The 11,954-nt window shown below is 70.6% G+C and carries 15 protein-coding genes and 1 riboswitch; of the genes, 7 read left to right on the forward strand and 8 right to left on the reverse strand.

Annotated features, from left to right (window positions below):
- The first annotated feature begins 99 nt into the window (after positions 1-99).
- Entirely contained in the window at positions 100-1,224 is a 1,125-nt protein-coding gene (locus tag M3Q35_RS39050) for an exonuclease SbcCD subunit D (RefSeq protein ID WP_273937585.1), read from the forward strand.
- Complete coding sequence (locus tag M3Q35_RS39055; protein WP_273937587.1) at positions 1,221-4,142, forward strand: AAA family ATPase; 2,922 nt, start codon at positions 1,221-1,223, stop codon at positions 4,140-4,142. Before M3Q35_RS39050 ends, M3Q35_RS39055 begins: the two co-directional genes overlap by 4 nt.
- On the opposite strand, the gene M3Q35_RS39060 is transcribed toward M3Q35_RS39055, so the two are convergent.
- Together M3Q35_RS39060 and M3Q35_RS39065 are read right to left on the reverse strand one after the other, a co-directional pair.
- Entirely contained in the window at positions 4,139-4,645 is a 507-nt protein-coding gene (locus M3Q35_RS39060; protein WP_273937588.1) for a methylated-DNA--[protein]-cysteine S-methyltransferase, read from the reverse strand. The two genes, M3Q35_RS39055 and M3Q35_RS39060, sit on opposite strands and share 4 nt — an antisense overlap.
- Positions 4,642-6,123 carry a DNA-3-methyladenine glycosylase 2 family protein gene (locus tag M3Q35_RS39065; protein ID WP_273937589.1) on the reverse strand — a complete coding sequence of 494 codons (1,482 nt, stop codon included), beginning with the start codon at positions 6,121-6,123 and terminating at the stop codon, positions 4,642-4,644. The genes M3Q35_RS39060 and M3Q35_RS39065 overlap by 4 nt, the downstream gene beginning before the upstream one ends.
- Before the next feature lie 80 nt (positions 6,124-6,203).
- On the opposite strand from M3Q35_RS39065, the gene ychF reads away from it, so the two are divergent.
- The 3 genes from ychF to M3Q35_RS39080 are packed head-to-tail and all read left to right on the forward strand — an operon-like array spanning position 6,204 to position 8,227.
- Positions 6,204-7,283 carry a redox-regulated ATPase YchF gene (ychF, locus tag M3Q35_RS39070; RefSeq protein WP_273937590.1) on the forward strand — a complete coding sequence of 360 codons (1,080 nt, stop codon included), beginning with the start codon at positions 6,204-6,206 and terminating at the stop codon, positions 7,281-7,283.
- A gap of 4 nt (positions 7,284-7,287) precedes the next feature.
- Positions 7,288-7,695, forward strand: a complete 408-nt coding sequence (locus M3Q35_RS39075) for a hypothetical protein (RefSeq protein ID WP_273937591.1) — start codon at positions 7,288-7,290, stop codon at positions 7,693-7,695.
- 40 nt (positions 7,696-7,735) lie between these two features.
- Positions 7,736-8,227: a GNAT family N-acetyltransferase gene (locus M3Q35_RS39080; protein WP_273937592.1), complete on the forward strand. Its 492-nt coding sequence runs from the start codon at positions 7,736-7,738 to the stop codon at positions 8,225-8,227.
- Here M3Q35_RS39080 and M3Q35_RS39085 read toward each other — a convergent pair.
- The 4 genes from M3Q35_RS39085 to M3Q35_RS39100 form a co-directional block, all read right to left on the reverse strand.
- The gene (locus M3Q35_RS39085) at positions 8,217-8,927 is read right to left on the reverse strand and encodes a hypothetical protein (RefSeq protein ID WP_273937593.1); all 711 of its coding nucleotides are present in this window, start codon (positions 8,925-8,927) and stop codon (positions 8,217-8,219) included. The two genes, M3Q35_RS39080 and M3Q35_RS39085, sit on opposite strands and share 11 nt — an antisense overlap.
- A 16-nt stretch (positions 8,928-8,943) precedes the next feature.
- A complete protein-coding gene (locus tag M3Q35_RS39090) occupies positions 8,944-9,246 on the reverse strand; it encodes a type VII secretion target (protein ID WP_273937594.1) in 303 nt (100 codons plus the stop codon).
- Between the two features lie 94 nt (positions 9,247-9,340).
- Positions 9,341-9,793 (reverse strand): hypothetical protein, encoded by a 453-nt coding sequence (locus M3Q35_RS39095; RefSeq protein ID WP_273937595.1) that lies wholly within the window; start codon positions 9,791-9,793, stop codon positions 9,341-9,343.
- Positions 9,760-10,155: a hypothetical protein gene (locus M3Q35_RS39100; protein WP_273937596.1), complete on the reverse strand. Its 396-nt coding sequence runs from the start codon at positions 10,153-10,155 to the stop codon at positions 9,760-9,762. The genes M3Q35_RS39095 and M3Q35_RS39100 overlap by 34 nt, the downstream gene beginning before the upstream one ends.
- Positions 10,156-10,385: 230 nt before the next feature.
- Here M3Q35_RS39100 and M3Q35_RS39105 point away from each other — a divergent pair, with 230 nt between their 5' ends.
- Positions 10,386-10,538, forward strand: a complete 153-nt coding sequence (locus tag M3Q35_RS39105; RefSeq protein WP_273937597.1) for a hypothetical protein — start codon at positions 10,386-10,388, stop codon at positions 10,536-10,538.
- 48 nt (positions 10,539-10,586) lie between these two features.
- Here the strand turns inward: M3Q35_RS39105 and M3Q35_RS39110 are convergent, their stop codons facing one another.
- Entirely contained in the window at positions 10,587-10,808 is a 222-nt protein-coding gene (locus M3Q35_RS39110; RefSeq protein ID WP_273937598.1) for a hypothetical protein, read from the reverse strand.
- 197 nt (positions 10,809-11,005) lie between these two features.
- Between M3Q35_RS39110 and M3Q35_RS39115 the strand changes: the two genes are divergently transcribed.
- Positions 11,006-11,491 carry a YflT domain-containing protein gene (locus M3Q35_RS39115; protein WP_273937599.1) on the forward strand — a complete coding sequence of 162 codons (486 nt, stop codon included), beginning with the start codon at positions 11,006-11,008 and terminating at the stop codon, positions 11,489-11,491.
- Here the strand turns inward: M3Q35_RS39115 and M3Q35_RS39120 are convergent.
- Positions 11,476-11,781: a 4a-hydroxytetrahydrobiopterin dehydratase gene (locus M3Q35_RS39120; RefSeq protein ID WP_273937600.1), complete on the reverse strand. Its 306-nt coding sequence runs from the start codon at positions 11,779-11,781 to the stop codon at positions 11,476-11,478. The genes M3Q35_RS39115 and M3Q35_RS39120 overlap by 16 nt on opposite strands.
- A gap of 45 nt (positions 11,782-11,826) precedes the next feature.
- A riboswitch (TPP riboswitch) is annotated at positions 11,827-11,939 on the forward strand.
- Positions 11,940-11,954 lie beyond the last annotated feature (15 nt).

Below are 11,954 nucleotides of genomic sequence, written 5' to 3' on the forward strand. Positions count from 1 at the left end.
TGACAGTGTCGTTGCCGCCCGAGGACTTCGGTCACACCTTCGAGACTCGCCGAGCGGCCTACCGGAGGTTGTCGGGGTCGGGCCTTAGCTTGAGGATCCATGCGGGTCCTGCACACCTCCGACTGGCACGTCGGCCGCACCTTCCACGGCCGCGACCTGCTGGCCGACCAGGAAACGGTCCTCACCGGACTGGCGTCACTGGTCGAGCGCGAGCGGGTGGACGTGGTCGTGGTGGCCGGCGACCTGTACGACCGGGCGATGCCGTCGGCCGAGTCGATCGAGACCTGCGGGCGGGCGCTGTCGGCGATCCGCGAGGCCGGCGCGAAGATCGTGATCACGCCGGGCAACCACGACTCGGCCCAGCGCATCGGGGTGTTCGGCACCTTCGCCGCGGCCGGCGGCCTGCACCTCAAGACCACGCTGTCCGCGCTGGACACGCCGGTGGTGATCGACGACGTCGCCTTCTACGGACTGCCCTACCTGGACCCGGAACCCGCCCGCCACACCCTCGGCGTCGAGGGCCGTGGCCACGCCGCCGTGCTGGGTGAGGCGATGCGCCGCGTTCGGGCCGATTTAGGCAACCGGACCGGCCTCGGCACCATGGTTCTCGCGCACGCCTTCGTGACCGGCGGCGAGGCCTGCGAGTCCGAACGCTCCATCCGCGTCGGCGGCATCGACCACGTGCCCGGCGCGGTCTTCGACGGCGTCGACTATGTCGCCCTCGGCCACCTGCACGGTGCGCAGAAGCTGGCCGAGAACCTGCGCTACTCGGGCAGCCCGCTGGCCTACTCCTTCTCCGAGGCGCGGCACCGCAAGCAGGTCCTGCTGGTCGAGCTTGACAGCTACGGATTGCACAACGTTTCCCAGGTCGAGCTGCCTGTTCCACGCCGACTGGCCACCCTCTCGGGACGCCTTGACGATCTTCTCTCGGACCCCCGGCACGCCGATCTGGAAGAGTGCTTCCTGTCGGTCGCGGTGACCGATGAGGTTCGACCCCTTGACCTGCAACGCAAGTTGCAGAAGCGGTTCCCGCACGCCGTGCACGCCGAGTGGCGTCCCGACGGCGGACGGGCCGCGGCCGAACTGCGCTACGCCGACGCCGTGCGCGGCCGCAGCGATCACCAGATCGCCACGGGCTTCGTGCACGACGTCCGTGGCAGCGTGCCGACCGCGTCGGAATCGTCGTTGCTGGAACAGGCTTTCCGGGAGGTGGAGACGGAATGAGGTTGCACCGCTTGGAGTTGTGCGCCTTCGGCCCCTACGCGGGCCGGCAGGCGGTCGATTTCGACCAGCTCGGCGCCGACGGCCTTTTCCTGCTGCACGGGGAAACCGGCGCCGGCAAGACAACTCTGCTCGATGCCGTGGCGTTCGCCCTGTTCGGTCGGGTGCCGGGTGCGCGGGGCGACGTCAAGCGCCTGCGCTACGACAACGCCGACCCGGACCTGGCCACTGAGGTCCTGCTGGAGCTTTCCGTTCAGGGCCAACGGTTTCGGCTGGTCCGCAGTCCCGAGTACGACCGGCCCAAACGCCGCGGCGGCGGTTTCACCACGCAGAAGGCCATGGTCTCGTTGACCTGGCTGAGCTCCGACGCCGAGGGCATCACCCGCAACGACGAGGTGGCCCGCACGGTCGAGCGATTGCTCGGTATGACCGCCGAGCAGTTCTTCCAGGTTGTGCTGCTGCCGCAAGGGGAATTCGCCCGGTTCCTGCGCTCGGACACGTCCGAGCGGGAGAAGCTGCTGGAGAAGTTGTTCGGCACGCAGCGGTTCCACGACGTCGAGCAGTGGTTCCGCGATCGCCGCCAGCTGGCCGGCCGCAAGGTCGAACAGCACCGCCAGCAGGTACGGGAGCAGGTCGCCCGCACCGCGCAGGCGGCCGGCGAGCCGATGCCCGAAGACGCCGGCGAGCAGTGGCTCGGCGAGGTGACCGACCGCGTCGCCATCCTGGTGTTCGAAGCCGAGGCCACGGAGTCCGAGAGCCGCGAACGCGCCCGTCACGCCGAATCCGAGCTGGCCCAGCGACGTGCGCTGGCCGATCGGGTACGCCGCGTGCGCCGGGCGCAGGAACAGCTCGCGGGATTGCCGACCGGCGAGCGCATCGCCTGGCGGGCCGAGCTGGCCGCCGCGCGGCGAGCCGTCGGCGTCAAGGCCGCGCACCTGGCCGAGCGGCAGATCGAGCAGGAGCTGGCGCAGGTACGGGAGCGGGAACGGGCCGGCGTGCGACGGCTCGGCCCGATCCCGTTGGAGGACGATTCCCGTGGCCAGGCCGGTCGTCTCCGCGAGGAGGCCGGCACGCTGCGGCAGTTCGTCGCCGAGGCCGAGCAGCTGGCCGCCGATCAGCGACGGATTCGGCAGCAGGACAAGCGCCGTGAGGAGCTCGCCGTCGGCATCCGGCAGCTCAACGGGGTGCTGACCCAGCTGCCGGACCAGTTGAGCATGGCTCGACAGCGCCTTGACAAGGCCAGGGAAGCCCGGACCCGGCTGGACGCCGTCGAGGAGCAGTGGAAGCAGCTGGCCGAGATCGCCGTGGACGCGGACCGGTTGCCGGCGCTGGAACGAGCGCTGGAGCGAGCCGAGGCCGGCAACAGCAAGGCGATCGACGACCATCAGGCGGCCTACGACCGGTTCCTGGACATCCGGCAGCGACGGCTGGACGGCATGGCGTCCGAGCTGGCCGCCGGTCTCGTGCCCGGCGACAACTGCCCGGTCTGCGGCTCGACCGAGCACCCGGCGCCGGCTCGTGCCGCCGACGGCTCGGTCACCCGGGAGCAGGACGCCGCCGCACAGCGGGCCGAGCAGGAGGCGAATCAACGCCGAGAGCAGGCCGCCGCGCGGCTGCGAAGTGCCGAGCAGGAGTGCCTCACGCTCCGGGACCGCTTGGCCGGCAAGGATCCTGAGTCGCTCAAGGCCGACCTGAAGATGCTCACCGACGAACGGGACGAGCTGCGCGTGGTCGCCGCGTGGGTCGACCGGCTGGTGGCCGAGGTGGGCCGCCTGGAGGAGGAGACGCGGCGGCAGGCCGAGCGGCACGCCGAGGCCGAGCGGGAGCTGGCCGTCGTGGTCGCCGAGCTGACCTCGTTGCGGGAGAACGTCGACGAGCGCACCGAACGGGTGCGGCTCGCTCGCGGCGAGTTCCCGGACGTGGCCGCCCGGCGCGAGCACCTGCTCTCCGTCGCCGACATCGTCGAAGTCGTCGCCGCGGCGCGGGACGAGGCCGTCGGCGTGGAGAAAAGGCTTGCCGCGCAACGGGAAGCCGTCATGCAGGCCGCCGTGGCGGCCGGCTTTGACGACGTGCCGGCGGCGATCACCGCCGTGCGCTCCGACCAGGCGATCGCTGCGTTGGAGCGACGTCTGGACGAGGTGCAGGCGGTCGAGGACTCGGCACGCGGTGTGCTGGCCGAGCCCGAACTGGCCGGCGTTGATCCGTCGACCGAGGTCGACGTCCTGACGGTCGAAGCCGAGGCGGCGCAAGCCCGTGACGCCCTGGAAGCCGCCGTCGCCGCACTGCGGTCGGCCCAGCTGCGGCGAAGCGAGGTGGCCGAGCAGGGTGCCCGGCTGCGCTCGGTGTGGGCCTCGCTCGCCCCGGTGCTGGCCAAGTACGACGAGCTGGACGCCCTGACCGACGTGGTCATCGGCCGAGGTCAGAACGCCCGCAGCATGTCGCTGCGGTCGTACGTGCTGGCTGCCCGGCTGGAGGAGGTCGCGATCGCCGCTTCCCGCCGGCTGCGCCGGATGAGCCAGGGCCGCTACGAGTTCGTTCACTCGGACGAGGCCGGCCCGCGCGGCACTCGGGGTGGCCTGGGGCTCGACGTGCTCGACGACTACACCGGTCGCAAGCGGCCGACCAAGACGCTGTCCGGCGGCGAGTCCTTCCTCGCCTCCCTGGCGCTCGCGCTGGGCCTGGCCGACGTGGTCGCCGCCGAGACCGGTGGGGCGCTGCTGGACACGCTCTTCGTCGACGAGGGTTTCGGCACCCTCGACCCGGAGACCCTCGACATGGTCATGGACACCCTCGACGAGCTGCGCGCCGGTGGCCGCGTCGTCGGGCTCGTGTCGCACGTCGAGGAGCTCCGACAGCGGATCCCGACCCGACTGCGCGTGCGCAAGGCCCGCGCCGGCTCCCGGTTGGAGGTGGTTGCCTAAGCCGACTTCTCCTCGTGGTCCAGCAGCCAGCGCTTGATCTCGACACCCCAGCGGAAACCGCCGATCGAGCCGTCGGTGCGCAGCACGCGGTGGCAGGGCACGAACAACGTCGCAGCGTTGTACGCGCAGGCCCCCGCGGCGGCCCGGACCGCCGTCGGACGGCCGGACAGCTCGGCGTACTGCCGATAGGTGACCGGCTTGCCCGCGGGCACGGTACGCAGCATGCGCCAGGCGTGCTCCCGGAACTCGCCGGACCGTTGCAGCACCTCGATGTCGTCGATCGCCAGCAGCTCGCCCGCGTGATAGCCGCGGACGGCCTGGGTGACGCGGCCCAGCTCGGCCCGGTCCTCGATCTCGGTCGGCCGTAGCGCCGGCTGAACCTGGGGCAGCAGATCGCCGAGGTCGGCGGTCCAGCCCGAGGCCAGCACCACGTCCTCGCCGTTGACGACCGTGGTGAACGGCCCGATCGGGGTGTCCACTGTGGACGCGTACGCGGTGGTCACTTCGAGCTCCCGGGGATCGTGGTGGTCGAGTGGGCGGCGGCCCGCCACAGGTGCATGCCGGCGTACGAGCGCCAGGGCCGCCAGGCCCGGCCGCGTGCCGCCAGGCCGTCGGGGTCCGACGGCAGGCCGAGGTTGGCCGCGCCCTTGAGCAGGGCGACGTCCGTGGTGAGCAGGACATCGGGTGCGCCGAGCACGCGCATCAGCACGTAGCCGGCGGTCCACGGCCCGATGCCCGGCAGGGCTTCGAGTTCGGCCCGCAGCTCCTCCGGGTCGCGGCCGACGTCGACGGTCAGCGTGCCGTCGGCCAGCGCCGCGCAGGTGGACAGCACCGTGTCGATGCGACGGCGTGGACCGGTGAGCACCGCCGCGCCCTCCTTGGCAATCGCCTCGGGGGTGGGGAACAGCCTGGTCAGCGTGCCGTCCGCGGTCTCGAGGGGCTCGCCGAGCTGCTCGGTCAGCCGGGCCAGCGCGGTGCGTGCCGCGGCGACCGTCACCTGCTGGCCGAGCAGCGCCCGCAGCACGATCTCGGGGCCGTCGACCGCGCCCGGCAGCCGGATGCCCGGCGTCTTCGACACCATCGGCGCCAGGTTGGGGTCGGCGGCGAGCAGGTCGTCGCAGGCCACCGGGTCGGCGTCGAGGTCGAACAGGCGTCGTACACGGGTTACCGCGCTGCCCAGGTCGCGCAGGTCGGTCAGCCGCAGCGTGCAGTCGATGTGCTGCGGTGCCGGGGTCAGCCGGACGGTCGCCGTGCCGTGCGGCAGGCGCAGCGCGCGGGCGTAGCTCTGCTCGCTCGCCTCCTCGACCCCTGGGATTGCCCGGGCGGCGAGGAACGCGAGCATGCCCGCCGAGTCCATCGGCGGCCGGAACGGCAGGCGCAGCGTGATGGTGCCTGGCGTCGCTTCGTGGCGCTTGTGCTTGGCCGCGCTCTCGCGCAGCTGGGACGGGGTCACCGCGAACACCGCCCGCACGGTGTCGTTGAACTGGCGGATGCTGGCGAAGCCCGCGGCGAACGCCACGTCCGAGAACGGGAGGTCGGTGCTCTCGATCAGCAGCCGGGCCGAGTGCGCCCGGTGCGCGCGGGCCAGGGCCAGCGGCGGGGCGCCGAGCTCCGCGGTGAGCACCCGGGTCAGGTGCCGCTCCGAGTAGCCGAGGCGGCGGGCCAGGCCCGGCACTCCGTCGCGCTCGACGACGCCGTCCGCGATCAGGCGCATCGAGCGGGCGGCCAGGTCGGCGCGGACGTTCCAGTCCGGCGAGCCCGGGACCGCGTCCGGCAGGCAGCGCCGGCACGCCCGGTAGCCGCCGGCCTGGGCGGCCGCCGCCGTCAGGTAGAACTCCACGTTCTCGCGCTTCGGGCGGACCGCCGGGCAGGACGGCCGGCAGTAGATGCCGGTCGTGCGCACCGCGGTGATGAAGTGGCCGTCGAAGCGCGCGTCGCGGGAGGCGACGGCACGGTAGGCACGTTCCGGATCGATGAGCACGGTAGGAATGCTGCCAGCATCGACCGGCACCGGCTGGCGGTTTTCGGACACGAGGGTCGGGCCGCGTAGACTGCTCCGTCGTGAGTCTCACCCTCGGCATCGTCGGTCTGCCCAACGTCGGCAAGTCGACCCTGTTCAACGCGCTGACCCGCAACGACGTGCTCGCCGCGAACTACCCGTTCGCCACCATCGAGCCCAACGTGGGTGTCGTCGCGCTGCCCGACCCGCGGCTGGACAAGCTCGCCGAGCTGTTCAACTCCGAGAAGATCGTGCCGGCCACGGTGTCGTTCGTCGACATCGCCGGCATCGTCAAGGGCGCTTCCGAGGGCGCCGGGCTCGGCAACAAGTTCTTGGCCAACATCCGTGAGGCCAACGCCATCTGCCAGGTCATCCGGGTGTTCGACGACCCCGACGTGGTGCACGTCGACGGCCGGGTCGACCCGTCGTCCGACATCGAGACGATCAACACCGAGCTCATCCTGGCCGACCTGCAGACCTTGGAGAAGGCGCTGCCGCGGTTGGAGAAGGAGGGCCGGACCCACAAGGACCGCCGCCCCGCCTTCGAGGCCGCCGCCAAGGCCAAGGACATCCTCGACGCCGGCCGGACCCTGTTCCAGGCCCAGGCCGAGTTGGACGTCGCGCTGCTGCGGGAGCTCAACCTGCTGACCAGCAAGCCTTTCCTCTACGTCTTCAACGCCGACGAGGGTGTGCTCACCGACGAGGCCCGGCTCAAGGAGCTGCGCGAGCTCGTCGCCCCGGCCGACGCCGTCTTCCTCGACGCCAAGGTCGAGTCCGAGCTCATCGAGTTGGACGCCGAGTCCGCCCGCGAGCTGCTCGAGTCCATCGGCCAGCTCGAACCCGGCCTCGACGCCCTCGCCCGCGCCGGCTTCCACACCCTCGGCCTGCAGACCTACCTCACCGCCGGTCCCAAGGAGTCCCGCGCCTGGACCATTCCCCAGGGCGCCACCGCTCCCCAGGCCGCCGGCGTCATCCACACCGACTTCGAGCGCGGCTTCATCAAGGCCGAGGTCATCTCCTACGGCGACCTCGTCGACACCGGCTCCGTCGCCGCCGCCCGGGCCGCCGGCAAGGCCCGCATGGAGGGCAAGGACTACGTCATGGCCGACGGCGACGTGGTCGAGTTCCGCTTCAACGTGTAGTTCGGTGAGCTACGTTCCCAACGAGCTGTTGTCCCGGCTCGTCGGGCACCGGTTGTTCTCGGTGCAGTTCCTCCTCGACCACGTGCAGCTGCACTTCGACAGCGACACGTCGAGCCGGCAGGTCGTCCTGCAATGCGACTGCTTCCCGACCGTCGTTCGCGACGGCCGCACGTATGCCGTCGGCGATCCCGGCTGGGCCGATGCCCTGTGGCGGTTCATCCCGGGCGTCGTGACCGACACTCGCGAGGCCACCGGCACCGGCCTCGAAGTGCGCTTCGGGGTCGACCTGATTCGCCTGCGCCCGACCGTCGACGAGCTGGTCGGCGCCGAGATCGCCATGCTCACCGGCTTCGACGACGGCCAGTGGATGGTGTGGCGGCCCGGTGAGGAGTCCTTCGAGGACCTCGCCTAATCCGGGTGCGCCGCCCGGCCACGGCTCCTACGGTTCGCTCGTGCTGATCCGTGACGCCGTGGCCGGCGACTGGCCGCTGATCTATCCGTTCTTCGCCCAGATCGTCGCCGAGGGCCGGACCTACGCCTTCCCCGAGGGGCTCTCGCTCGACGAGGCCCGGCCGTGGTGGATGGAGTCCCCGCCCGGGTGCACCGTCGTGGCGGTCGACGGCGACACCATCCTCGGCTCGGCGAAGATGGGCCCGAACCGGCCCGGCCGAGGTTCCCATGTCGCCACCGCCAGCTTCATGGTCGACCCGAACCACCGCCGCGGCGGCGTCGGTCGGGCCCTTGGCCGGCACGTCGTCGGCTGGGCCCGTGACGCCGGCTACCGCAGCATCCAGTTCAACGCGGTGGTCGAGGCCAACACGGCCGCCGTTGCCCTCTGGCACTCCCTGGGCTTCCGCACGATCGGCACGGTCCCCGAGGCCTTCGACCACCCGGACCACGGCCTGGTCGGCCTGCACGTGATGTGGCTGGACCTCACGAACTGACCAGGTTGACGCCCCGCAACGCGAGCAGGAGCTGGTTGTTCAACTCGACGACCAGTCGCGCCTGGGCCGGATCGCCCAACCGGAAAGGGTTCGGGAGGTGCGCGTCGGACGGGATGGATCGGGGCGGGGAAAGCGCGTGCCGGCCGGACTTGGCCGGTACGGGGGCGGTTGTTGCCGGCATGGCTGGTGCCGGGGCCAGCGCCGGCCTGGCCAGGGGCGGCACGGTGAACGCGGGCAACACCGGCAGGTCGGGCAGCGCCGCCTGTAACGAGCGCAACTCGATTGCCGCCTGGTTCATGCCGGCGGCCGCGGCCTGGCCGGCGGCGGTGAGCTGGTCCCGGAAGCGGTCCAGGGAACCCCGGTTCAGCTCGGCGATGCCGGGAATCGGGCTGGTGCGCGCCTCCGCGATCAGCGAAGTGGCAACCGGCTGGAGGGTGGCCAACATGTCGCGGTAGTCGGCGAGGGCATTCGCGGCCCAGGCGTGGGCGGCGGCGGCCCGAAGGCACGTTGTGGCGATCCGGATTCGGCCGTCCAGCGCGAGGTCGCTGGCGGGGCCGGTCCACTCGTCGACACGGGCGGCGCGCACGAACTGCCCGAGGTCCTCGAGACCGCTGGCGAGCTGGTGCAGCCGCTCGTGCTCGTTGGTGATGGCGTGGACGTTGCCTCGGAGCGGGGTGAGGCCGTCGTCGTTCGGGTGCATCGGGATTCGTGGCTGTCTACGACCGCTGGGCCACCACGTCGGCCAGTTGGCGGGCCAGCTCCTCGTCCACGGTCCGGTAGCCGGCTGCGGTGGCGGCCAGTCGCTCGGCCAACGCGGTGAGGTCACCGTTGATGATCTTCATTGCCTGCCGGGACGCGTCCTGAACAGCGCTGAGCGGCGCGACCAGTTCCGCGACATCCAGTTCGGCGGCATTGAGCAGGTACTTGCCGGCCGGCAGTTCGGCCAACTCGGCCCCACGAGCCCGAGTGCGGCCGGCCAGTCCGATCAGTTCGGCCGGATCAACCGAGAAGCTGGTCATGGTGTTCCTCCCCAGGATGGGTGGAGAGCGTAGCGGAACGGCATTGGCGCGGGGAGGGGTATTGGCATGGTGGATCGTTGCCCGGCGAAGTTTTTCAGAGTCGGCTGGTCATCATCTCGACCACGGCCGGCGGAAACGCGATGGTGTGGTCGAGCTTTTCGGAAACCCGCGGTTCCGGATCAACCAGGATGCCGGTGCGGAGGGCGCGATCGCCGAGTTCACGCAGCAGTGCCGCGCCGAGCAGTCGGCGAGCGTTCCACGGCGGCGTCACGCCCGATGTCCGGCCGTACTCGTTGTGACCGGAAAGGGTGAGGAACGTCGGCAGCCAATCCCCAAAATGAGGGATTGGGATGACGCGGAAGCCGGTGGACGGCGAGATCGGCACGAACAGCGGCGACCACAGGAACGTGTCGGCGATCCGGTCGACCACCCGGTTCAGGTCGTGCAGGTCGCGGCCGAGGCTGTGCAGGTTCTGCCGGGCCGCCGGCACGTCGTCCGGCGACCAGGAGGCGATCAGCTCGTCCAGGTCGGTGTGCAGCGCCGGCATGATCTCGGCCGCCGCGCACCGGCGGGTCTCGCTCGGCGAGTGGCCGTCGCCGTACTTGGCGTAGATGGCGGTGAGGCGGGGTTCGAGGTTGAGCCCCAGAACCGGGGGTCGTCCGAGATGTTGAAGTAATCGCGGGCCACCGCCGCGGTCGACTCGGAAAGCCGCTGACTGACCACCAGGTCGATACGGGCGACGGCCTGCTCTCTGAGCTCGTCGACCGCGGCGTGCTGCGGTATTCCCCACAGCATGCGCAGATCGAAACCCAGTCGGCCGACGAGATCGGGATGCCTGAGGCCGAGGCCCTTGTGGATGCCGTTCAGGGACTTTCTCGCCTTGGCCGGATCCAGTTCTCGAACGGTCACCTGCGATGCCTCTCGATGAGTGAGCGGCCGATCGTAGGGTGGCCCGCCGTCGACCGTCAATTCGGCCCGGTGACCAGCGATGATGAAAATCTGTCAGGTTTCCGCCACGGATGTGTGACGGGAAGTTGGCGGGAAATAAAGCTGACCGGTTCTTCGATGGAACATCGTTGCCGGTGAGTGGGCGGCTAGCGTCCGTTCCGTTCTTGGTTCGACACGAAACGGAGCACGTCATGACCGCGACGATCGCTGTTCTGATCTATCTGGTGGGTTTTCAGTCGGGACTGCTGGTGACGCTGGCCGCCCGCCTCCGCAAGCTGATGGGAATGGACCGGGACCGGCAGCTGATGGCCCGACTCGAACGCGCGGTGATCGAAGGCCGATAGCACCGTGGGGCGTCCGCCGCAGCGGACGCCCCACGGCTCGGCCCGACCTCAGTTCTCGGAGTCGCGGTGCCGGGCGGCGTAGATGATCACGCCGAACGCGGCGGCGAGGATGAACAGGCCGGCGGCGCCGGCGAAGATCAGGTCGCCGTTGCCCTGATCGGGCTGGGCGGTGACCTGTGGGCTGGGCGAGGCGGCCTGGGCCTGTACGGCGAACAGGACGGCGAGGACGACGGCGGCGGCGCTGGCAGTAACGGTGCGGAAGAACTTCATCACTTCTGATCCCCTTGAACGGCTTCACCACCAACGACGCACGGGAAGGGGAGATCGTTGCCCTCGTCGCGCAGGTCACAACCCGATGGGGTCACATCCTGAGATTCCCCTGTGGACTTCGCGGACGCGGCACGAAGCGAGGTGGGCTCGACGTTAAAGCGTGTGTAAGGCGGACAAGCCGACGAGGAGGGCCCATCATGACCACTGCATTCGCGAACAACTCGGCCGGTTCGGCGCTGCCTACGCCGCCGACCGGCTGGCCGATCGGCTCGTACGACACCTACGAGCAGGCCCAGCGGGCGGTGGACTTCCTGGCCGACCGGGACTTCCCGGTGCAGGACATCACGATCGTCGGCGTCGAGCCGATGCTGGTTGAACGGGTCGCGGGCCGGCTGAGCTGGGGTCGGGTGCTGGGCGCGGCCGCCGCGTCCGGGGCCTGGTTCGGTCTGTTCGTCGGCATCCTGCTGTCGCTGTTCACGGTGAGCGGCGGCTGGTGGGCGATCGCGATCGGCCTGCTGGCCGGTGTTGGCTCGAGCATGATCTTCGCCGCGATCAGCTACGCGTCGACCAGGGGCAAGCGCGACTTCGTGTCGCAGAGCCAGCTGGTGGCCCGCCGCTACGACGTGCTGTGCCAGCCGCGCAACGCGGAGGCGGGCCGGAACCTGCTCTACTCGCTGGGCTGACCGAGCAGCTCCAGCACCCCGTCGATCTCGCCGGCGAGCATCACGTCCAAGGCCGTGATGCCGCCGGCGCTGTGCGTCGAGACCCGGAACACCAGCGTCCGCCAGCGGATGTCGATGTCGGGGTGGTGGTTGTCGTTCTCGGCGATCTCGGCCACGCGGTTCACCGCCTGGATGGCCATCGGGAAGCTGTCCAGTTCCACGGTGCGCATCAGGGCCGAGCCGTCCAGCTGCCACAGGGGCCGCCGGCCGAGTGCTTCGGTGACCTGATCGTCGGTGAGCAGAGCAACCATGCCGTCCATGGTGGTCCCGACCGCGCCGAAATGCAGCGTAAGCTCCGGGTGAGCCACGGGAGTCCGGTGCAGCCGGGCTGAGAGGAGAGCGGGCGAGCTCTCGACCGTAAGCACCTGATCCGGGTCATGCCGGTGTAGGGAGGCAGTACGGGCGACCTCGCGCGACGAGGTCA

The organism is Kutzneria chonburiensis (genome assembly GCF_028622115.1).
Taxonomy (GTDB): domain Bacteria; phylum Actinomycetota; class Actinomycetes; order Mycobacteriales; family Pseudonocardiaceae; genus Kutzneria; species Kutzneria chonburiensis.